The organism is Caballeronia novacaledonica, assembly GCF_900258035.1.
Taxonomy (GTDB): domain Bacteria; phylum Pseudomonadota; class Gammaproteobacteria; order Burkholderiales; family Burkholderiaceae; genus Caballeronia; species Caballeronia novacaledonica.
This window is the reverse complement of the sequence record NZ_OGTP01000004.1, coordinates 274,855-295,875: the sequence shown is the minus strand read 5'-3', so window position 1 is coordinate 295,875 and position 21,021 is coordinate 274,855. Positions and strand designations below refer to the sequence as shown.

Here is a 21,021-nt window from a genome sequence, read left to right as displayed (position 1 = left end):
TGAGAAAGAGGAGACACGAATGCGTTTCATGAAACACGGTATTTGCGGCGCCGCGCTCTTCGTCGCGGCGGGCAGCGCGGCGGCGCAGTCGAGTGTCACGCTGTATGGAACCGTCGACGTCTTCGCGCAGTATTTGAGCGGGGGGGGCACCCATTCTTTCTCGGAGCGAAGCGGAGGCTCGTCGGCGTCCGCATTCGGTCTGCGCGGAAGCGAGGACCTCGGTGATGGCCTGCGTGCAATCTTCACGCTCGAAAATGGCTTCACGACCAATAACGGCGGGTTTTTCGCCGACAGCACGACGATGTTCTATCGGCAGGCATGGGTGGGCCTCAACGATGCGAGGTATGGCGCGTTGACCTTTGGACGTCAGTATCAGCCCTCTTTCTACGCGATTTATCCGACCGAACCATTCTTTGCGAACGAGTTGCTTTCGCCGCTCGCCGCAGCGCTGCTCGCCTTCGATCGCTCGACGCTCGCTACTCAGTTCGCAACGGGCCGCAGCAGCAATTCGGTGATGTACCAGTCGCCGAACCTCTACGGGGCCAAGCTGTATGCGATGTATGCACTATCGGGGTCCACCAACGTCCCATTGCCCGGCACGACTGGCAACATGCTCAATGTGGGCCTGAACTATACGATCGGCGACCTGTACGTGGGCCTTGGCTACAAGTACCAGCACGGCTCTCAAACGACCGCGCTCGCCCCCGTGCCGGTTTCTCTTCCGGGCACCACGCAATACGTGGCCGGGCTCGCCTACCACATCGGCATCGTGGAACTGATGGCCAACTACACTTACACGCAGCCGGGTACCGCACCGACTGGTTCGCCCGTCGCCGTCGCTGGGCTCGCGCACTCGTTCAGTGTGATCGAAGCAGGTGCGAACATCCAGGCAAGCGCGGCCGATATGATCGAACTCGCATTCATCGAACGGGCGGTTCGCTCCCCGCAGAACGACAACGCGCTAGGTTTTCAGTTCGGCTACGATCACAATCTTTCGAAGCGAACAAGCGTATATCTGCGAGCTGGCTTCATCAAGAACAATGGTTCTTCGACAATGAGCTGGGTTGGCAACACCGTCAGTCAGACGGGGACAAAACAGATTCTTGGCGTCCTCGGTATGACCCATCGATTCTGAGGGCACGACTTCCCTTGGCAAAGCGCTAGAACCCACAAGGCGCGACGGACGCGCCTCGCGCTCTAACGGCACGACGTCGCCATTGCGCGCGATAGCCCCTTCTATCAACGAAATCCGCCCCCGATGCTTGACCAGTCACACAGCGGGCACGCATTACGGGGGCGTTGCGAACAGCAAAACGCAGGCGTCCCGACACAAGCTGCGACGCGATACCCCCAGGGCCCGCTCAATCTTCCGCACGCAGGTAGTGGCGAACGAGCCGCGCGAGCTCCTGTTCCAGCGTGTCGTCGGCGAGTCCGAGCGGACCGGGATTGTTCAGCACGATGTGCACCATCGTGCCCATGAGTGCTGTAAATGCGAATTGGACGCGCATCGTGCGCTGCGCGCGCGGCACGTGAACGAGCAGCGGCGCCATTCGCGCGCCGAGCACGCGCCGGAAATCGTCACCCGTAGCCTGGAGGAGGGTCCACATGTCCTCGTGACTATGCAGCAAGGCTGCGCGGAATACGCCGAAGTTCGTCCTGAACCCTTGCACGCTGTTCTGCACCAGTTCCTCGCAAAATCGATCAACGCTCGCCGGCAAGTGTGAGAGGGATTCCGCGAAGCGCTCGAGCCTCGCCTGCGCGCGCAGGCAGATCACCCGCTCGATCGTGAGAAAGTAGGCCCGCTTGCTTTCGAAGCGCGCATAGAAAGCTCCAACAGTCGAGCCTGCCGCCCGGCACACCGCCTCGACGGAGAGCGCATCGAGCGAGCGATCCCGCAGCAGCACGATGCCGGCTTCGAGCATGGCGAGTGCCGCGCGCATCCCGCGCTCCTGGCGACTCGGAAGCAGTTCCGGAAGCTGGCCCGCGTCGCTCCACGCGCGCAGTTCGGCAAGTGTGGCAAGGGCAGGAGCCTCTGTGGCCGTGCCACGCGGAATCTTGCGAGTCAGACTGCTCATGACGTGGCATCCACCAAAGAACGGCGGGCTTGCTTGTTCTTCCAAGGGCAAACCCCGAGCCGATCGGGATTGTAGTCGACGTGACCCAAACATAGAATGACGATTCTATATTGATGCTGTCATGAGGTGTTAACCGTGAATGCCCTGCACAAATGCGCCTTCACGACTTCCTGGGCATCCGCGCCCGCAGCGCGAGTCGACGATGGCCGAATTTCCGATGTCCACACCGTCATACAAGCGCCCGCCGTCCCTTCCCTTTGCGGACAGCACGTGCCCAGTGCAAAGCTGATGCCCCCGCGAGGCGCCCGCAAGCTGATATCTCGTGCCTCGCTCGAAGCGCGGCTCTTCGACGCTCGCCGCGCGCGCTGCGTGCTGATTCACGGTCCTGCCGGCAGCGGCAAGACAACGACGCTTCTGCAATGGCGCAAGGCGCTCATGCGCCACGAATTCGACGTCGCGTGGCTGTCGCTCGCGCCCGAGGACAACACGCTCGCGCGTTTTTTCGACTGCCTGCTCGCGAGCCTCGCCGAGATCGACATCGCAATCGTGAGCGAAGCCACCTTGCTGATGGGCCGCGACAACAACAACCTCGCCGCCGCCGAACATTGGATCATCACGCTCGTAGAAGCGATTGCCGTACGCGACCGCGAACTCGTTCTCGTGCTCGACGACGCCCATCTGCTCGACGACAGCCGCATCGCACGCGCGCTGCAATGGTTGCTCGACTACGCGCCGCCACAGCTGCATCTCGCGTTAGGCTCGCGCCGGCCGGTCTCTCTCTCGCTTAGCCGTCTCGAAGCACACGATATGGTGGCCACATTCGATCTGAACGACCTGCGCTTTACTCCGATGGAGTCTGAGCAGTTCTTGCGCGAACAGCTCGGCGCCATCGAGGCGCGCGACGCACAAACGCTGCACGAGCTCGCCGACGGATGGGTCGCGGGCCTGCAACTGTTCGCAATCGACCTGAAGGCCAAGCGGGGCGGTGGGTCCTACGCGCGCGTGCGGATACGCGATGCACAGGCTTTCGCGAGCTATTTTGAGCGCGAAGTGCTCGTCCATCTCTCTCCCGACGATCTCGACCTGCTAACGCGCGTGGCGGTGACGAGCCGCTTTTGCGCGTCGCTGGCTGCGCGTCTCGCGGAAAATTCCGGGGCGGTCGCCGAGAAGATGAACTGGCTGCATCGCATGGACGCCGACGAGTTGTTCATCGCGCAGATTCCGAGCCACGACCGCGAAACCTGGTATCGCCTGCACCCGCTGCTGCGCGAAGTGCTGCTCGAGCGCCTTGGCGCGTGGCCCGAAGAACGTCGTCGCGCCTTGCATGCCACAGCTTGGAAATGGTTCGGGGAGCACGGCTATGTCGACGAGTCGGTGCAGCACGCGGTGCAGGCCGACGACCCGGCCGCCGCCGCCGACATGGTGGAAGGCTGCTGCGAGGATCTGATGGCTCGCGGCAACCTGAGCCAGCTCGCCGGACTTCTGCGCCACCTGCCCAACACCCTGTTACAGACGCGTTTCCAGCTGCTGATGGCAACGGGCCAGCTCCAGCTCTACGCCCGCGAGTACGAGGCGCTCGAGTGCACACTGCACCAACTCGAGTCGAAGGCGCAGCGTGCAAACGCGAACGAGCGCTACGCGCTCGATGCGATGCGCGCGGGCCTTGCGCTGCAACGCGACGACCCGGATGCGATCCATGCGATGCACGAGCGGCTGCTTGACGCGCCGCCGGGTGCGACCGACCGCATGAAGACGAGCGGCAGCACGGTGCTGTCGTGGATGTACATGTGCCGCGGCGAATTCGGATCGATGCGGAAGATCCTCGACGCTGCCAACGTCCACCACGGCGCGCCGATGCAGTCGCTCGCCTGCCGCTGCATCAACGGTATTGCGTTGATGATCGACGGCCGTACGAATGAGGCCGAGCCGGTGCTGCGCGGCGTGCTCAAGGAAGCGGAAGAAGCCGGCGCACCGCTCGTTGCGATGGCATCGATGGCGGCCGGCGCGCTCGGCCATGTGTTCTACGAAATGAACGAGCTCGACGCCGTCGGCAAGCTCCTCGAGCCACGCATCGACCTGCTCGAGCGCACGGCGATCCCCGACATCGTCCTGCGCGCCCATTTCGCACTTTCGGGAGCGCACTGGTTCAGCGGGCGTCACCTCGAAGCGCAGGCCTGGCTCGACCGCCTCGAAGACCACGGCACCCGTCTCGGACTCGACCGGCTGATCGTGTTCTCGCTGATCATGCGTCTGCGCACGCAACTGGCGCTGGACGAAACCGATCTCGCCCACACGACGCTGCGCCGTATCGAGACAGCCGCGGCGCATCACCTCGGTCCGAGCGAAATCGTGAAGGCGGAGCTGGAGGCGCTCGCGGAGCATGGCCGTGTGCTCGTGATGTTAAGCGAGCACGACTATACCGGCGCGTCCCTCGCGATCGACGACCTCCTAGAGCGCGCGACGCGCTCGAACAAGCGACGGCGTCTGGTCGGGTTGCACATGCAGGCTGCCGTTGCCAAGGAGGCGCGGGGATATGGTGCAGCCGCGCGCGCGCATTTGCACACGGCCGTGACACTCGCCCATCGCGCCGGAGTCGTGCGCTCGCTGCTCGACGCAACACCGCTTGCGCCGAACCTGCTCGACCGAATGCTTCGCGACGATGTCCTGGATCCCGTGATCGCGTTCTACGTGCGTCGCGTCCTGGCGGCATCGAAGCGCGCGCCGATGCCCGCGCCTCACCGCAAACCGTTACGGATGGAGGCGCTCAGCGAGCGAGAAATCGAAGTGCTCAGCCTAGTGGCACAAGCCATGCCAAACAAGAAGATCGCGCGCGTCATCAACGTCTCACCGGAGACGGTGAAGTGGCATCTCAAGAACATTTTCGCCAAGCTCGACGTAAGCGGCCGCGACGAGGCAGTCGGCCGGGCACGCGACATGTCGATCGCCCTGCGCGAGCCCGAGATGGTGGGGTTGAGGCTGAAGCAGGCCTGAACCACCCCCACGCTCGGAAAAGCCCCCCCGCGTCGCGATCGGCTCGGCATGAGGCCAGGGGTTGCCACTTGAGTCAGGCTGTCGCGACGCTGCGCGCCGACGAGCACAGCAGTGCTGCGCGCGAGCGCGCCGGATCGAGCCAGCAGAATCCCGCGACGGACACCACCGCAAGCAGCGCCCCGCCAGAGAGCAGGCCGGCTTCGTAGCCACGCACGTCGTCGGCGCCGTAGTGCTGGACGAACAGGCCCATGACCATCGGCGCGACTAGACCCGCGATATTGCCGAACGCCGTGAAGAACGACAGACAGGCGCCGCGCTGGCTAAACGGCACGATCTCGCCGAGCATCACGGGACTCAACGTGACGGCCACTCCGGGCATCGAGCTGGCGAACGCGAGCAGCAGCGGCTTGAACGTGGCTGGCAGCGGCGCTGTGACGAGCACGCCGAGCAGCAGCGCGCCCACCGCCATGCAGCCGCAGGCCACCCACGCACGCGCCACGCGCGTGACGACGCCGCGCCGCAAAAGACGCTGCGAGAGCGCGCTCATGATGAGCGTGCACGGCATGCCCGCGACAGTGACGACGGCATACCAGCGGCCTGCCGCCATACTGTCGAAGCCGAGTCCCTTTTCGAGGTAGGCCGGCACCCAGGTGAGCGTCACGCCGAGTAGCCAGTAGGCGCAGAATCCCATCAGAAAAAGCAGTACCACCGAGCGGTCGAGCAGCAGCTTCTGCCAGGGCAGCCGCTGCGACTCGCCGGCGTGTGTTGCGGCGAGCCCGAACGCCGGCCGCGCGCCGTCGCGCAGCGTGCCCTCGCTGCCGAAGCACACCCACATGAGACTCCACGCCGTGCCCGCCGCCGCGAGCACGATGAAGTTCGCGCGCCAGCCCCAATGCGCGCTGATTGCGGGAATCAGAAATCCCGCGAGCACGAGCCCGAGACCGGCGCCCTGCGCAATGACGGCCACCGGGAGGTTGCGCCGGTCGTCGGGAAACCATTTGTAGACCGCATGCACCGAGACCGGAAATGCTGGCCCCTCGGCAATCCCGAGCAGCACCCGGCATATGATGATGCTCGCGACGCCGCCCGCGAACGCTATGGGGATTTGCAGGCAGGCCCAGCCAATTCCCATGACGAGCAGCAGCCAACGCGTCGCGATGCGGTCGACGATCAGACCGACGAGCACCGTCGAGAGCGAAAAGAACCAGTAGAACGCTCCGGCGACGAGTCCGAATCGCGCGGGCGACAGATGCAGCTCCGCCATCAGCGGCACCGCGACCATGCCGAGCACGACCTTGTCGAGAAAGTTGACCAGCATGAAGCACAGCATCATTGCGGTGATGAGCCAGGCCATGCGAGGCTGGTAGCGAGTATGATCGTTCATTGTCACATCCAGGCGGGCGATGGAAGAAAGGCGGCAGCTTCACACCGGCCGCCTCCTCAGGGGTACAGTACCGGCGCAAGTCCTTAGAAGTTCGAGCCGGGTCCGCCGCCGCAATATACAACCTGACCCGACAGGAAATCCGATTCAGGCACGCAGAACAGGTAGACCGAGCCCGCTGCCTCATGCGCTTTGCCCGGGCGGCCGAGTGGAATCGTCAGGCTCGCGTTATCGAGGCGCGACTGCTGCACGCCCACCTTGATCTCGCGGCCTTCGATGTTCACGGTCTTCGACTGTTCGCCGGCCAGTGCCTGCGTGAGGCGTGTCTCGATCAGGCCAAACGCGACGGCGTTGACGTTGACCTTCAGGCGGCCCCATTCCTTCGCGAGCGTCTTCGTCATGCCGAGAAGACCTGCCTTGGCGGACGAATAGTTCGTTTGACCCACGTTGCCGCCCGCGGCGCCCGACGAGATGTTGACGATCTTGCGGAACACTTCGCGGCCTTCAGCGGCTTCGGCCTTCGCGGCCGCGCTGATGACCGGCTGCGCCGCGCGCAGGATGCGGAACGGCGCGGTGAGATGGCAGTCGATGATCGCGTACCACTGCTCGTCGCTCATCTTCTGGATCACATTGTCCCACGTGAAGCCAGCGTTGTTGACGATGATGTCGATACCCTTGAAGTGGTCGACAGCTGTCTTGACAAAGCGCTCGGCGAAGTCGGGCGCCGTCACGCTGCCCACGCACGCGACTGCTTCCCCGCCTTCCGAGCGGATCAGCTCGACGACTTCCTGGACCGGTTCGGCGTCCAGATCGTTCACCACTACGCGCGCGCCTTCCGACGCCAGCTTCAGTGCCACTTCACGGCCGATGCCTCGACCCGAACCCGTCACCAAGGCTGATTTGCCTGCCAGTTTGCTCATTATTTCTGCTCCTTGATTATTCCGTTAAAGCACCACGGCGGTTCACGCGAGCGCGACCACGGCCTCGCCGATCAACTTGTCTTCGCCGTACTGGTTCGAGCATTTGATGCTGACCTTCACGCGCATTTCGCCGTCCGCCTCGAACTTCTCCACCACTTCGCCCGTGCAGGTAGGCTGGTTGCCCACATGCGTGATGCCCGTGAAGCGGATCGCGAGGCTCCGGATCTGCGTCTGTGGCACCCACCCGGCCACAAGACGGCCCAGGTAGGCGGCTGACAGCATGCCGTGTGCGAACACATCCGGCATGCGCGCCTTGCGTGCGAAGTCGATGTCGATGTGGATCGGGTTGTGGTCGCCTGAGGCACCCGCGTAGAGCGCAAGCGTGGTGCGATTGATCGCGGGCAGCGTGAGCGACGGCAGCGCGTCGCCGATCTTCACGTCGTTGTAACGAGGTGCAGTCATCAGTTCTCCCCTTATTGCATCTTGCGTTCGACAAGCGCGCTACGCAGGTCCGCCACGTGCTCGCCGTTCTGGTTTGTCACGCGCGTGTTCTGCACCACGAAGTGAAGCGCACCGCCTTTCTTGTCGTAGACTTCGTCGATCTTCGTTTCGAAACTGAGCGTGTCGCCCACATAGGCCATGCGGTGATAGGTCCAGGCCTGCTCGGCGTGCAGAATGCGCGCGAGATCGAGCTTGAGCTTCGCCAGCACGTTGAACGGCCGCGCCACCTCGCCGTTCAGGCACACGAGAAACGTCGGCGGCACCGGCAGCGTCGGATGGCCCGCGTCGCGCGCGGCCGCCAGATCCGTGTACACCGGATCGGTTTCGCCAATCGCCTTGGCAAAGAATGCCAGGCGCCCCTTCTCCACTTCGATCGTGCCGTGCGATGTCACGAGACCGATCATGCTGCTATCCGCCATTTCCACTCCTCCTGATTATTGGCGCCGGAGCCCGGCGCCGCTTGTTCAATGGATTTGCGTGAGGTGCCTGGTGGTGCTCACGCCCTGCACTCACATCCTGCGGGTGATGATGTCGCGCATCACTTCGTTGCTGCCGCCGTACACGCGCGCCACGCGCATGTCGACGAAGGCGCGTGCGATCGGGTATTCCAGCATGTAGCCATAGCCGCCGTGGAGCTGCACCATATCGTCAATGCACTTCCACATCGTCTCGGTCGCGTGCAGCTTGGCGATCGCGGCTTCCTCGCCAGTCAGACGCCGGCGCATGTGCTCGGCGAGGTAGTAGTCCACCATCGTGCGCATCGCGACCGACTGGGCCTTTACGTCGGCCAGCTTGAACTTCGTGTTCTGGAAGTCCCACACGGTCTGGCCGAAGGCCTTGCGGTCCTTCACGTAATCGATGGTCTGCTCGAGCAGGCGCTCGACCTTGGCCGCCGCCGTCACCGCGATGATGAAGCGTTCTTGCGCCAGGTCTTGCATCATGTAGCGGAAGCCCTTGTTCTCCTCGCCGAGAAGATTGCCGACGGGCACTCGCACGTCGTCGAAGAAGAGCTCAGCGGTGTCCTGCGAGTGCATTCCGACCTTGTGCAGCTTGCGTCCGCGCCGGAAGCCCGCGCGGTTGGTCTCGACCATGATGAGGCTGATGCCCTTGGCGCCCGCCGACGGGTCGGTCTTGCAAACCACCATCACCATGTCGGAGATGAAGCCGTTCGAGATGAAGGTCTTGCTGCCGTTGATGACCCACTCGTCGCCGTCGCGCACGGCCGTTGTGCGGCAGGCCTTCACGTCCGAGCCGCCTCCCGGCTCGGTGATGGCGACCGCGAGAACGGTCTCGCCCGCGCAGATGCCCGGCAGCCACCTCTGCTTCTGCTCTTCCGTGCCGAGGCGCGCGATGTAAGGCGCGACGATGTCCGAGTGCAGGCCGAACGACACGCTGCAACCCGTATAGGCCATTTCTTCAGCGATGACGGCCGCGTGGCCGAAATCGCCTCCTCCTCCGCCGTACTCGACGGGCAGCGCCGTGCACAGCAGCCCTTCGCGACCGGCCTTCAGCCAGACGTCACGATCCACGATGCCGCTCTCGAGCCACTTCTCCTGGCGCGGCACGCATTCCTTTTCAAGGAAGCGCCGCACGGTGGCGCGAAACTGTTCGTGATCCTCACGATATATGTTGCGGATGACATTCATCGACGACTCCTCTTCCTTGTCTCACCAGGCGCCCAAAAGCGGCCTTCATTGTCGCGTGTTGCGGTGTACCGGTATCGCTGTCACGTTCGCCGCGTGCTAATGATCTTCTCCGGGCTGGGTGAAAGCGCCGCCTACCCGAAACGGGGAGGGTCGGCGCCTTTAGCTCAGATAGGCGCGGCGACGCCGAGCGCCAGCGGCCCGCGCAGGAACTCGGCGAACGTACACGTTTCGGCGGCGATCAGCGCGTCGCCGAGTTCGACCGCACAGCGCGTGGCCGTACCGGGCGCCGCGCGCCATTCGTGCAGGCGGTTGGTGTAGAGCCGCAGCGGGTGCTCCTCGGTGATGCCGATGGCACCATGCACCGCATGCCCGACCGTGCAGACTTTCTGCGCAGCCTCGCTCGCGCGCAGCTTCGCCAGAGCCGCGCGCAGCGGCTCGGGAAACGGCTCGGCCGTCGCGCAGCCAATGCGCGCCGCCGTCGTCGCCGAGGCAGCCTGCGCGGCCAGCACGGCCAGCTCTTGCTGCACTGCCTGGAAGCGGCCGATCGGGCGGCCGAACTGGGTACGGTCGTTGGCATAGCCGACCGAAAGCGCCATCACGCGCCGCATCGTGCCCGCCATCTGCGCCGCGTGCACGGCATTGGCGATCGTTTCGGCACGCTCCGCGCCTCGCGCGAAGCGTGCCACGGCCGCCTGCGCCGAGCGCCATCGCAAGGAGGCTGACACCTGCGGCCGGTACGCGCCCGGGGTCGCTTCGGCGCTTTCGCGCGGCATTAGCAGCCAGCTGTCGCCGGCCCCCACCAGCACGTGACTCGCGATCTGCGCGCCCGGCACGTTGGCGCACACGAGCGCGCCGTCCTTGTCCAGCACGCCCTGCGCCAGCGCGAGGGCGCCGCTCTCCACGCGGCACCCGGCGCGCGCCAGCAGCGCGCGCACCATCATCGTCTCGCCGAACGGGTGGCACATCCCCGCCTCGCCCGCGGCAATCAGGAGCGGCGCGGCCTCGTCGAGCGAGAGCCCCGCGCCGCCGTGCGCTTCGTCCACCAGCGCATCGCTGAAGCCAAGCGCGTCGATCTGCGCCCACAGTTCATCGGCGGCCCCGGAGGCGCCGCCCTCGATCGCTCGCTGACGCTCTTCGGTACAGAGCGCCGCAAGCGCGCGCTCGAATTCATCTGCAATTGCGTTTGTCATGTGCGCCTCTATCAACGAAGTCCAAGACCGCGCGCGATGATGCCGCGCATGATCTGGCGCGTGCCGCCGCGCAGCGAGCAGGTCGGCGAAAACTGCCGGATGTAGGCGAGTGTGCGCAGCAGTTCCGGCATGGCCGGCAGGTCCGGCGTGAATTCCAGCATGTCGGCGATCCATTCGGGCATCGCCTGCTCGAATTCGGTGCCGAGATCCTTCACGAAGGCAGCTTCGAGATCGGGCCGCCCGTGGCGATCCAGCATCCCCGCCACCGAGAGCGACATCGAACGCAACACCGCGAGTTGCGCCGCGATGCGCCCGGCCAGCGCGCGCAACGCCGGGTTCGCCGCGCCGCCGTGCTGGCGCAGCTGCATGAGCCACAGATTGGCCAGCGCAATCGTCGAATACAGGCGCTCGGGGCCGCTGCGCTCGAATGCGAGCTCCGCGTTCACCTGCTGCCAGCCCGCGCCCTCCTCGCCGATCAGCGCGTCCTCGCCCAGCTCGACGTCCTCGAACAGCACCTCGGCGAAATGCTCGTCACCGCTGTTGTCGCGGATCGGCCGGATCGAGACGCCCGGCAGCGACAGATCGACGATCAGTTGGGAGAGCCCTTTCTGGCGGTCCTCGGTGGCGCCCGAGGTGCGCACCAGCGCGCACATGTATTGCGAATGGTGCGCGTTCGTGGTCCAGATCTTGCGGCCGTTCAGGCGCCAGCCGCTGGCAGTGCGCGTGGCGCGCGTGCGCACGCTCGCGAGGTCGGAGCCGGTGTCGGGCTCGCTCATGCCTATGCAGAAAAACGCCTCGGCGCGGATGATCTTAGGCACGTAGAAGGCGCGCTGCGCCGCAGTGCCGAAGCGCAGGATGAGGGGCGCCGTCTGGCGCTCGCCGACCCAGTGGGCGGAGACCGGCGCGCCGGCGTTCAGCAGTTCTTCGAGCAGCACGAAACGCGCATAGCCGCTGCGCCCCGCACCGCCGTATTCGCGTGGCAGCGTCAGGCCCAGCCAGCCGCGCCGCGCCAGCTCACGGCTGAATTCGGGATCGAAGCCGAACCAGGAGTGAGCACGCACGTTGGCCGGCACGCCGTCCAGCGCTTCGCGCAGGAAGGCACGCACGGAGGCGCGCAGCGCCTCATCCTCGGGCGGAATCGCCGCGAGAGGAAAAGAAGGGAGAGTCGGATTCAACGCTCGTACCTCATATCAGAACAGGTCAGGGTGTGGCGGCGCGCGGCTGCCCGAAGCGTGCGAGCGCCGCGTCGAGTGCGCTTTCGTGTTCGGTGGTCTGGTGCGCGAGCGCCTGCAACGCCGCCGACTGGTCGAGCAGCGAGTCGAGCCGCGCATGCCGCCCTTCGATCAGGAGACGCTTGGTCATGCGCAGCGCCGGTCCCGAGTTGGCCGCGATACGGCGCGCCAGATCGAGCGCAGACGGCAGCAGATGTTCTGCCGGAACGACGCGTGAAACGAGACCCCAGGCAAGCGCCGTAGTGGCGTCGATCGGGTCGCCCGTGAACGACATCTCGCACGCGCGCGACATGCCCACGACGCGCGGCAGCAGCCACGCGCCGCCGTCGCCGGGAATCAGGCCGAGCTTGACGAAGCTCTCGGCGAACACGGCGCTCTCGCAGGCGATGCGAATGTCGCACATGCACGCGAGGTCGTTGCCGGCGCCGTATGCGGGTCCATTGACGGCGGCGATCGTTGGCACTTCGAGGTTGCAAAGCGCGAGCGGAATGCGCTGGATGCCATCGCGGTAGGCGGTGCGGCTTTCGTGCGGCGCACCGCGCCCGCTGCCGAAGCGCTCGCGGATCGTCTTCAGATTGCCGCCCGAGGAAAACGCCGGTCCCGCGCCTGTCAGCACCAGCACGCGCACGCTGGCGTCGACGTTGACCTCCTCGCAGAGTTCGGTGAAAGCGGGTACGACGTCGTGGTCCGTCAACGCGTTACGCGTCTGCGGGCGATTCATCGTCGCGATCAGGATCGCGCCTTCGCGTGTCAGCTTGAAAAAGGGCTCGCTCATGCGTGCACCTCTGTGGTCGAAGCACGCATCATGCGCAGCGGCGTATAGACGAGCACCGTCTCGCCGTGCTGGTTCACCACGGCGTTGTGCGTGCGCACGATGCCGCGCCCTGGCTTCGAGGTCATGCGCTGCTCGATCACCTCGCATTCGACGTGGACCGTATCGCCCACCCGCACCGGCTTCTTCACGTCGAGTTGGGCGTTGAGAAACGCGAGACCGGTGCCTTGGAACGACGGCGTCATCAATCCTTCGGCGATCGCGTAGACAAGCGCCGCAGGCACGACGCGGCCCGCAATCGCCGTCTCCGCGCGATCGTGGACATTGGTGAAAAGCTCTTCGTTCAGCCAGCTCAGGTTGACAAAACTTACGAGGTCTGTCTCCGTGATGGTGCGCGCGCGGGAGTGCAGACGCGTGCCGGGCACAAGTGCGTCGCAGAACAATCCCGTATTCGGGACAATGTGGGGCGTGGTCATGGTGTCAGTGCGTGGGGGCATCGGGTCGGGATAGGGCTCGGGCGGCCTCGCATGCGTGTCGTCTCGCAAACACGTGACACGCCGCGGCTGCCGTCGCGTCAGAACACCCTGTCGCCAACAATCGTTGCGCGCATCATCTGGCGCTCGGCCGGGTAGTAGTCCTGCACCGCATAGTGCTGCGTCGAACGGTTGTCCCAGAACGCGATCGTGTCGGGTTGCCAGTGCAGGCGCACCTGATACTCCGGCGCGGCAGCCTGGCGGAATAGGTACTGCAGCAGGTCCATCTCGGCCATCTTGAAGTCCGAGCCGAAACGGTACGGCTTCACCGTAGTGAAGTTCGCGAGGTGGGTCGTGAAGCCCTCGTTCACATACAGAATCTTCTCGCCACTTTCCGGATGTGTGCGCACGACCCGGTGAATCATCGGCGGATACTTCTTGCGATACCCCTCGACCTGCTCGGCGTTCAGACCCTGGCTGAAGACCGGCAGGCCGTCATGCACAGCCTGGAGCTTGCCGATCAGCTGCTTGACGTCTTCGGGCAGGTTCTCGTATGCGGCCACCATATTGATCCACATGGTGTCGCCACCCACCTCGGGGCAGGTCACGCAGCGCAGCATCGAGCCCATCGACGGGATCTCGCGCCACGACACGTCCGAGTGATAGAGATTCTCCCGGCCGGGCTTGCCGTCCTTGCGCCCAAAAACGCAAAGCTCCGGGTGATCGGGATGATGCGGGATCACCGGGTGGATCTCCAGCTCGCCGAAGCGGCGCGCCACCGCTACGTGCTGCGCGGGCGTGATATTCTGGTTGCGGAAGAACAGCACCTTGAACTTCACCAGCGCACGACGCAGCGCAAGATAAAGATCGTCAGTTAGAGGGTCGCGCAGGTCGATGCCGCCGATCTCGGCGCCGATCGTGGGCTGCACGCGCCGCACGCTGAACGGCCAGGACTCGCTGTCGGTGGACTTGAGCGAATCGGCGTGCCTGCAGGTCGAAACGGCATCGACCTCGATGTTTCCATAGAGTTGCATCTGCTCTCTCCTTCTGGTGAGAACGAGGGGCCACGCCCGCATGACGCAGGCCGCACTCGCGGATGGGTTAATGAAGAGGGCGAGGTTCGCCCCTTCGGATCAGGCGGTTACCGGCGTCGGCTTGCGATAGCGTGCGCGCAGTTCGTTCTTCGCGATCTTGCCGACGCTCGTCATCGGCAGCGCATCGACAAAGTCCACGCTGCGCGGGATCTTGTAGCCCGCGATCAGCTCACGGCAGTGGCTCTGGATGCTCTCCAGCGTGGCGCTCGCGCCGGGCTTGAGCACGATGACGGCATGTACCGATTCGCCCCACTTCTCATGCGGCACGCCGATCACCGCACATTGCCCGACCACCGGGCAGCCTGCGAGCGCTTTCTCGACCTCGGCCGAGTAGATGTTCTCGCCACCGCTGATGATCATGTCCTTGAGGCGGTCGACGAGAAACAGATAACCGTCCGCATCCATGTAGCCGCCGTCTCCCGTGTGCATCCAGCCACCGCGCAGCGCCTCGGTCGTCGCCTCGGGCTTGTTCCAGTAGCCGAGCATCACGTTCGGTCCGCGCACGACAATTTCGCCAACCGTGCCGCGCGGCACCTCGCGATCCTCCGCGTCAACAATCTTCAGCTCGACGAGCGGCACCGGGCGGCCCACCGAGTACATCTTGCCGCTCTTCATGGCCGCTTCGCTGTGGTCCTCGGCGGTCAAGAGAGTCGCAACCGGCGCGAGCTCGGTCATACCGTAGCCCTGTCCGAAGTCGCAGTTCGGAAAGGCGGCGCGCGTGCGATTGAGCAGGGTCGGCGTCATCGGCGACGCCCCGTAGCGCAGAGAACGGATGTGGCCCAGATCGAACGCCGCCGCATGCTCCGGATTCCTCTCCAGCCATTCGAGCGCCATCTGAATCATCGTGGGTGCGAGCAGCACGTGCGTCGCGCGATCCCGCGAGACGCATTCGAGCATCGCCTGCGGATCGTACGAGCGCAGCGCTACATGCGTCGCCCCGTTCACGAACACCCCCACGATGGAGGCAAAGCACGCGAGATGAAACATCGGCATGACGTGGAGTGTGCGCATCTCGCTGTCGACCGTGCGCAGAAGGCCCTGATTGCAGGATGACGAGATCAGGTTCGTATGGCTCAGCATCACGCCCTTGGGCACCCCCGTCGTGCCGCCCGTGTAGAAGATGCCCGCGAGGTCGTCGCCGTGGCGATAGGCGTCCTCGACTGGCTCCGTCTGCGCGATGAGCGTTTCGTAGTTCAGCATGCCCGGCGGCGTTTCACCGTCGCCCGCATAGATCAGCTGGCGCAGGCTTGCGCACTTGCGGGCCATCTTCTGCGCGGTCTCGACGAACGGATCATCCACGATCAGCACCGTGGTCGCGCAGTCGTCAAGCGAATAGAGAATCTCGCCCGCGCTCCAGCGATAGTTCACGGGATTGAGTACCGCTCCGGCCCACGGCACGGCCATGTAGTACTCGATGTAGCGGGCCGAATTGAAGGACAGAAATGCCACCCGCTCGCCGCGCTCGACGCCCAACTGCTGGAGCGCGCCGGCTAAGCGCGCCACGCGCGTGCCTAACTCGCGGTAGGTCAGGTTCTTGCCTTCGAAGCAAACGGCTTCCTTGTCGGGATGCTGCTGCAATCCACGATGCAATCCCTGCGTCATGTACATGCCTGTGTCTCCATATTGGCGGGCTCGCGGTGGCGAGCCAAGGCGGTCTTTCTCGGGACCGCTGGTGCTTTGCGCGACAGGGGTGCCGGCAGACTCGCTCAGAAGCCGCCGATCCCGCCACCGCAAATGATCGTCTGGCCCGAAACGTGGTTTGACTCAGGAATACAGAACATGTAGACCGCACCCGCGGCCTCTTCGGGCTTGCCCGGGCGCCCAAGCGGAATGCTCTTGCTGGCTTGCTCGACGCGGTCGGGATGCAGACCCACCTTGATCTCGCGGCCATCGATACTGACCGTTTTGGCCTCGGTGGTGGCCTGGGTGAGGCGCGTTTCGATGAAGCCGAATGCAACACAGTTCACGTTCACCTTCATGCGGCACCACTCGCGCGCCAGCGTCTTCGTCATGCCTATGACACCCGCCTTGGCCACCGAATAGTTGACCTGGCCTGCGTTGCCTTCGGTGCCAGAGACCGACGAGATGTTGACGACCTTGCGGAACACTTCCTTACCGGCCTCGGCCTCGGCCTTGCTGATTTCGCGGAAATACGGCTGCACCGCGCGCAACAGGTTGAACGGTGCCTTCAGGTGGCAATCGAGGACGGCGTCCCACTGCTCGTCGCTCATCTTCTGGATCACGTTGTCCCACGTGAAGCCAGCGTTGTTGACGATGATGTCGATCGCGCCGAAACGCTCGAGCGTGGCCTCGACCAGACGCCTGCCGAAGTCGGGGTCCGTTACGTTGCAGGCGAAGGCGAGCGCCAGGCCGCCTTCGCGCTCGATCTCGGCAGCCACTTCGCCCGCGGGCTGCGCATCGAGATCGTTCACGACGACACGCACGCCCGAGCACGCAAATTTGAGAGCGATTTCGCGCCCGATGCCCCGGCCTGCGCCAGTGACGATCGCAACTTTGTTGTGTAGTGTCTCGTTCATGACATGTTTTCCTTTACGGCGGAGCTGGCCGCTGCGCGCGCCGCAGCCAGCTCTTCCCTCTTAGTTCTTGCCGTACAACGTCACCACACACGCCCCGCCGAGGCCGAGGTTGTGTTGCAACGCCAGCTTCACGCCATCGACCTGGCGGCGGTCAGCCGTGCCGCGCAGTTGATGCGTAAGCTCGTAGCACTGCGCCAGACCCGTGGCGCCGAGCGGATGGCCCTTCGATAGCAGACCGCCCGATGGGTTCGTCACGACGCGGCCGCCATAGGTGTTGTCGCCGTCCATCACGAACTTCTCCGCGCCGCCGGTCCGGCAGAAGCCCAGTGCCTCGTACGTCAGGAGCTCGTTCTGCGCGAAGCAGTCGTGCAGTTCGCAAACCTGAATGTCCTCGGGGCCGAAGCCGGACTTCTCGTAGACCTGTTGCGCCGCCGCGCGCGCCATGTAGCCGCCGACATAGGCGATCATCGAAGGCGGATCGAACGATTCGGCTGGATCGGTGGTCATCGACTGGGCGAGGATCTGCACGTCGGTGCGCAAGCCATGCTTCTTCGCGAACGCTTCCGAGCAGATGATCGCGGCGGCCGCGCCGCAGGTCGGCGGGCAGGCCATCAGGCGCGTCATCACGCCCGGCCACATCACCTTGTCGTTCATCACGTCTTCGGTCGTCACGACATTCTTGAACAGCGCGAGCGGGTTGTTCGCCGCGTGACGGCTCGCCTTCGCGCGGATCGCCGCGAAGGTCTCCATCTTCGTACCGTACTTCTGCATGTGCTCGCGGCCCGCGCCGCCGAAGCTGCGCAGCGCGCCGGGCAGGCCCTCGACGTCACCCGTCAGACTGTCCACGACGTGCTGGAAACGTGCGCGTGTGCGCGGACGGTCGTCCCAGTGCGACTTCAGCGCGCCGGACTGCATCTGCTCGAAGCCGAGCGCGAGCACGCAGTCCGCGTCGCCCAATGCAACCGCCTGGCGTGCGAGATACAGCGCCGTGGAGCCGGTCGAGCAGTTGTTGTTGACATTGACGACCGGAATCCCTGTCATGCCCACTTCGTAGATGACCGTCTGGCCGCAGGTCGAATCGCCATACACGTAGCCCGCGAATGCCTGCTGCACTTTCTCATAGCCGATTCCCGCATCGGCGAGCGCGAAACGCACGGCCTCTGCGCCCATATCGGTGTAGCTCGGGCTCGCGCCCGGTTTCGAAAACTGGATCATACCGACGCCGCATACCACTACTTTTTCACTCATGGCTTCTCCTGTTATTTCGTCAAGTCGTCACAGTTCGCGCGCGATCAGCTCGCGCATTACTTCGCTCGCACCGCCCGTCACACGCGAGACGCGGTAATCGGTGAACGCGCGCGCGATGGGATACTCGAGCATGTAGCCGTAGCCGCCGTGGAGCTGGACCATGTCGTCGATGCATTTCCAGAGTGTCTCGGTCGCATGCAGCTTCGCGATCGCCGCTTCGTGGACCGTGAGCCGGCGGCGCAGGTGCTCGCCCAGGTAGTAGTCAACCATCGTTCGCAGGGCCACGGCCTGGGCCTTTACGTCGGCGAGCTTGAACTTCGTGTTCTGGAAATCCCACACAGTCTGGCCAAAGGCCTTGCGGTCCTTTACGTAGTCGAGCGTAAGGCCGAGCAGCCGCTCCAGCGCCGCGGCCGCATAGAGCGCGATGATGAGCCGCTCCTGTGCCAACTCCCGCATCAGGTAGCCGAACCCCTGGTTCAGTTCGCCGAGCAGGTTGTCGACGGGCACGCGCACGTCGTCGAAGAAGAGCTCGGCGGTGTCGGCGGCGGGCTGGCCGACCTTGTGCAGCCTGCGCCCGCGCCGCACGCCGGGCCGCTCCATCTCGACGACGATGAGGCTCACGCCCCGCGCGCCCGCGGCAGGATCGGTCTTACACACGAGCACGATCAGGTCCGCGCTCATGCCGTTCGAGATGAACGTCTTACTGCCGTTAATGACGAACGCGTCGCCGTCGCGCACGGCTGTCGTGCGGCAGGCTTTCACGTCCGAGCCCCCGCCGGGCTCCGTAATGCCGATCGCGAGAATCGCCTCGCCCGCGCAGATGCGCGGCAGCCAGCGCCGTTTCTGCTCTTCGGTGCCGAGGCGGTTGATGTACGGCGCGATGATGTCCGAATGCAGCGAGAACCCCGCACCCGAGATGCCGGCGCGGTGCATTTCCTCAAGGACGACCGCCGCGTGGCCGAAGTCGCCGCCGCCGCCGCCGTATTTGGTGGGCATCGTCACGCACAGCAGGCCTTCGCGCCCGGCCTTCAGCCAGGCCTCCCGGTCGACACGCCCGGCCTCATCCCAGGCCTGCTGGCGCGGGACACACTCGCGCTCGTAAAAGCGCCGCGCGGTCTCACGCAACATTTCGTGGTCTTCACGAAAAACAGTGCGGTGTACTTGCACGAACGGGGTCTCCTATGTAGTTGGCGGGCCACCGGGCGGCGTTTTGGATTGGTACGCGGCTAGTGAGTGAAGTCATCATGCGTGCGTCCCGAAGGCGCCCCACCTACCCGGTTCGGGGGGGATTTGTCCTGCCTTGCCTCGCGTCTCGCGAACCCCGGCGACGGCGCGCCACCGCGAAGCGGCCCCCCCGAACCGGGGAGGCATCTCCGCCGGGCGGCATCGATAGCGTGTAGGCGCGGGGCGCAACGCTGGCTGTCCAGGCGTCCAATCCAAATACGAAAGGAGACATCAACCGTGAACGCAATTGACCACGCTGCACAGATCCGCTGCATCCTCGACCGGCAGCGCGCCGCCAGCGTCTCCCGCGCGCCGTGGAGCGCCGAGGAGCGCACCGCGCTGATCGACCGTGCGATCGGCCTGCTCGTCGATCACGAAGCGGCGCTCGTCGAGGCGCTTTCCGCCGACTTCGGCCACCGCAGCCCCGATTTCTCGCGGATGATCGACATCCTCGCGTCGCTCGTGGATCTAAAGTTCAACAAGGCGAATCTGGCCGGATGGATGACGCCCGAGGCGCGCGCCACCTCGCGCGGTGAGTCGTGGGTGCACTATCAGCCGCTCGGCGTGATCGGCATCGTGGCCGCCTGGAACTTCCCGGTGTTCCTCGCCTTCAGCGGACTCGCCGGCGCGCTGGCGGCGGGCAACCGGGTGATGATCAAGGTGTCCGAATTCAACCCGCACACCTCGGCGCTGCTCGCGCGGATCTTCCCGCTCGCGTTCAGCGAGGACGAAGTGGCCATCGTCACGGGCGGTCCCGAAGTCGGTCAGTCGTTTTGCAGCCAGCCGTTCGACCACCTGCTCTTCACTGGCGCCAGCAGCATCGGCAAACACGTGATGCGAGCGGCGGCGGAGAACCTCGTGCCGGTCACACTGGAGCTCGGCGGCAAGTCGCCGACCATCGTCTCGCGCTCGACCGACCTCGCGAAGGCCGTCGGCAAGATCTTCGCCGGCAAGCTCGGCAATGCCGGGCAGATCTGCCTCGCTCCCGACTACGTGTTCGTGCCCGAGGAATCGATGGCGGATTTCGTCGCGCTCGCCCGCTCGACGGTGGCGACGCTCTACCCGACGCTGCGCGACAACCCAGACTACACGTCGATCGTCAACGCGCGCCACTACGCGCGCCTGCGTGGCTATCTGAGCGAGGCGCGCGACTCCGGCGTGGAACTGGTGGAGTTGAACCCGGCCGGCGAGGACTTCGCGAACCAGCCGCACCACAAGCTCGCGCCGACGCTGCTCCTCAATCCGGGCGATGCACTCGCGGTGATGCAGGACGAAATCTTCGGACCGCTGCTGCCGGTCAAACCGTATCGCCAGATCGACGAGGTCATCGCCTTCATCAACGCCCGCCCGCGCCCGCTCGGCCTCTACTACTTCGGCACCGACACGGCGGAAGAGGCGCTCGTGCTGGAGCGCACGGTCAGCGGCGGCGTCACGCTCAACGACGTGTTGCGCCATGCAGGTGCCGAGAACCTGCCGTTCGGCGGCGTCGGCAACAGCGGCATGGGCTGCTATCACGGCCGTGATGGCTTCCGCACATTCAGCCACGCGCGCGCGGTGTTGCGCGCGGCGGACAAGCCTGATCTGATGCGCCCGCCGTTTTCCGACCCGGTGCGCCAGATCGTCAAATCGATGATCGCGCGCTGACCCGGCGTGAGGCAGCGTGGCCGCTCGCATGGCGAGGCCCCGGCGTCCTGCGGCACCGGGGCCAAGCAGTTTTGCGCCGCTGTCATAGCGAAA

Annotated in this window: 18 protein-coding genes; 3 read left to right on the top strand and 15 right to left on the bottom strand. The window is 65.0% G+C overall.

The genetic code is table 11. The annotated features are described in order from the left end of the window. Positions 1–19 precede the first annotated feature (19 nt). On the top strand, positions 20–1,135 hold the full coding sequence (locus NOV72_RS09350; RefSeq protein WP_106854295.1) for a porin: 1,116 nt from the start codon (positions 20–22) through the stop codon (positions 1,133–1,135). A 226-nt stretch (positions 1,136–1,361) separates the two neighbouring features. On the opposite strand, the gene NOV72_RS09345 is transcribed toward NOV72_RS09350, so the two are convergent. Continuing rightward, the gene (locus NOV72_RS09345; protein WP_181290937.1) at positions 1,362–2,120 is read right to left on the bottom strand and encodes a TetR/AcrR family transcriptional regulator; all 759 of its coding nucleotides are present in this window, start codon (positions 2,118–2,120) and stop codon (positions 1,362–1,364) included. A gap of 90 nt (positions 2,121–2,210) precedes the next feature. Between NOV72_RS09345 and NOV72_RS09340 the strand changes: the two genes are divergently transcribed. Next, the gene (locus tag NOV72_RS09340; RefSeq protein WP_245932957.1) at positions 2,211–5,066 is read left to right on the top strand and encodes a LuxR C-terminal-related transcriptional regulator; all 2,856 of its coding nucleotides are present in this window, start codon (positions 2,211–2,213) and stop codon (positions 5,064–5,066) included. 73 nt (positions 5,067–5,139) lie between these two features. Here the strand turns inward: NOV72_RS09340 and NOV72_RS09335 are convergent, their stop codons facing one another. The 14 genes from NOV72_RS09335 to NOV72_RS09270 all read right to left on the bottom strand — a co-directional run bounded on the left by NOV72_RS09335 (position 5,140) and on the right by NOV72_RS09270 (position 19,227). Continuing rightward, positions 5,140–6,450 carry an MFS transporter gene (locus NOV72_RS09335; RefSeq protein ID WP_106854292.1) on the bottom strand — a complete coding sequence of 437 codons (1,311 nt, stop codon included), beginning with the start codon at positions 6,448–6,450 and terminating at the stop codon, positions 5,140–5,142. An 83-nt stretch (positions 6,451–6,533) separates the two neighbouring features. After that, positions 6,534–7,367, bottom strand: a complete 834-nt coding sequence (locus tag NOV72_RS09330; protein ID WP_106854291.1) for an SDR family NAD(P)-dependent oxidoreductase — start codon at positions 7,365–7,367, stop codon at positions 6,534–6,536. A 42-nt stretch (positions 7,368–7,409) separates the two neighbouring features. Continuing rightward, entirely contained in the window at positions 7,410–7,829 is a 420-nt protein-coding gene (locus tag NOV72_RS09325) for a MaoC family dehydratase (protein WP_106854290.1), read from the bottom strand. 11 nt (positions 7,830–7,840) lie between these two features. Next, positions 7,841–8,287 (bottom strand): MaoC family dehydratase N-terminal domain-containing protein, encoded by a 447-nt coding sequence (locus NOV72_RS09320; protein ID WP_106854289.1) that lies wholly within the window; start codon positions 8,285–8,287, stop codon positions 7,841–7,843. A gap of 90 nt (positions 8,288–8,377) precedes the next feature. Further along, positions 8,378–9,514, bottom strand: a complete 1,137-nt coding sequence (locus NOV72_RS09315) for an acyl-CoA dehydrogenase family protein (protein ID WP_106854288.1) — start codon at positions 9,512–9,514, stop codon at positions 8,378–8,380. Positions 9,515–9,678: 164 nt separating this feature from the next. After that, positions 9,679–10,704: an acyl-CoA dehydrogenase family protein gene (locus NOV72_RS09310; protein ID WP_106854287.1), complete on the bottom strand. Its 1,026-nt coding sequence runs from the start codon at positions 10,702–10,704 to the stop codon at positions 9,679–9,681. 11 nt (positions 10,705–10,715) lie between these two features. Then, complete coding sequence (locus NOV72_RS09305) at positions 10,716–11,879, bottom strand: acyl-CoA dehydrogenase family protein (protein ID WP_106854286.1); 1,164 nt, start codon at positions 11,877–11,879, stop codon at positions 10,716–10,718. Between the two features lie 25 nt (positions 11,880–11,904). Continuing rightward, a complete protein-coding gene (locus NOV72_RS09300) occupies positions 11,905–12,711 on the bottom strand; it encodes a crotonase/enoyl-CoA hydratase family protein (protein ID WP_106854285.1) in 807 nt (268 codons plus the stop codon). Next, positions 12,708–13,184 carry an FAS1-like dehydratase domain-containing protein gene (locus tag NOV72_RS09295; protein ID WP_106854284.1) on the bottom strand — a complete coding sequence of 159 codons (477 nt, stop codon included), beginning with the start codon at positions 13,182–13,184 and terminating at the stop codon, positions 12,708–12,710. The genes NOV72_RS09300 and NOV72_RS09295 overlap by 4 nt, the downstream gene beginning before the upstream one ends. 98 nt (positions 13,185–13,282) lie before the next feature. Then, on the bottom strand, positions 13,283–14,215 hold the full coding sequence (locus NOV72_RS09290; RefSeq protein ID WP_106854283.1) for a TauD/TfdA dioxygenase family protein: 933 nt from the start codon (positions 14,213–14,215) through the stop codon (positions 13,283–13,285). A 99-nt stretch (positions 14,216–14,314) separates the two neighbouring features. Next, entirely contained in the window at positions 14,315–15,883 is a 1,569-nt protein-coding gene (locus NOV72_RS09285) for a long-chain-fatty-acid--CoA ligase (protein ID WP_106854282.1), read from the bottom strand. Positions 15,884–15,981: 98 nt separating this feature from the next. Then, positions 15,982–16,812 carry an SDR family NAD(P)-dependent oxidoreductase gene (locus NOV72_RS09280; RefSeq protein WP_106854281.1) on the bottom strand — a complete coding sequence of 277 codons (831 nt, stop codon included), beginning with the start codon at positions 16,810–16,812 and terminating at the stop codon, positions 15,982–15,984. Between the two features lie 60 nt (positions 16,813–16,872). Then, the gene (locus NOV72_RS09275) at positions 16,873–18,060 is read right to left on the bottom strand and encodes a lipid-transfer protein (protein ID WP_106854280.1); all 1,188 of its coding nucleotides are present in this window, start codon (positions 18,058–18,060) and stop codon (positions 16,873–16,875) included. A gap of 27 nt (positions 18,061–18,087) precedes the next feature. After that, positions 18,088–19,227: an acyl-CoA dehydrogenase family protein gene (locus NOV72_RS09270; RefSeq protein WP_106854279.1), complete on the bottom strand. Its 1,140-nt coding sequence runs from the start codon at positions 19,225–19,227 to the stop codon at positions 18,088–18,090. 294 nt (positions 19,228–19,521) lie between these two features. On the opposite strand from NOV72_RS09270, the gene NOV72_RS09265 reads away from it, so the two are divergent. Next, complete coding sequence (locus NOV72_RS09265; protein ID WP_106854278.1) at positions 19,522–20,928, top strand: coniferyl aldehyde dehydrogenase; 1,407 nt, start codon at positions 19,522–19,524, stop codon at positions 20,926–20,928. Positions 20,929–21,021: the final 93 nt, after the last annotated feature.

What these genes read in the sequence shown, in the direction of transcription:
- NOV72_RS09350 (WP_106854295.1), top strand. Translation starts at nt 20, where the DNA reads ATGCGTTTCATGAAACACGGTATTTGCGGCGCCGCGCTCTTCGTCGCG.
- NOV72_RS09335 (WP_106854292.1), bottom strand. Translation starts at nt 6,450, where the DNA reads ATGAACGATCATACTCGCTACCAGCCTCGCATGGCCTGGCTCATCACC.
- NOV72_RS09330 (WP_106854291.1), bottom strand. Translation starts at nt 7,367, where the DNA reads ATGAGCAAACTGGCAGGCAAATCAGCCTTGGTGACGGGTTCGGGTCGA.
- NOV72_RS09325 (WP_106854290.1), bottom strand. Translation starts at nt 7,829, where the DNA reads ATGACTGCACCTCGTTACAACGACGTGAAGATCGGCGACGCGCTGCCG.
- NOV72_RS09320 (WP_106854289.1), bottom strand. Translation starts at nt 8,287, where the DNA reads ATGGCGGATAGCAGCATGATCGGTCTCGTGACATCGCACGGCACGATC.
- NOV72_RS09315 (WP_106854288.1), bottom strand. Translation starts at nt 9,514, where the DNA reads ATGAATGTCATCCGCAACATATATCGTGAGGATCACGAACAGTTTCGC.
- NOV72_RS09310 (WP_106854287.1), bottom strand. Translation starts at nt 10,704, where the DNA reads ATGACAAACGCAATTGCAGATGAATTCGAGCGCGCGCTTGCGGCGCTC.
- NOV72_RS09300 (WP_106854285.1), bottom strand. Translation starts at nt 12,711, where the DNA reads ATGAGCGAGCCCTTTTTCAAGCTGACACGCGAAGGCGCGATCCTGATC.
- NOV72_RS09295 (WP_106854284.1), bottom strand. Translation starts at nt 13,184, where the DNA reads ATGACCACGCCCCACATTGTCCCGAATACGGGATTGTTCTGCGACGCA.
- NOV72_RS09290 (WP_106854283.1), bottom strand. Translation starts at nt 14,215, where the DNA reads ATGCAACTCTATGGAAACATCGAGGTCGATGCCGTTTCGACCTGCAGG.
- NOV72_RS09285 (WP_106854282.1), bottom strand. Translation starts at nt 15,883, where the DNA reads ATGTACATGACGCAGGGATTGCATCGTGGATTGCAGCAGCATCCCGAC.
- NOV72_RS09280 (WP_106854281.1), bottom strand. Translation starts at nt 16,812, where the DNA reads ATGAACGAGACACTACACAACAAAGTTGCGATCGTCACTGGCGCAGGC.
- NOV72_RS09275 (WP_106854280.1), bottom strand. Translation starts at nt 18,060, where the DNA reads ATGAGTGAAAAAGTAGTGGTATGCGGCGTCGGTATGATCCAGTTTTCG.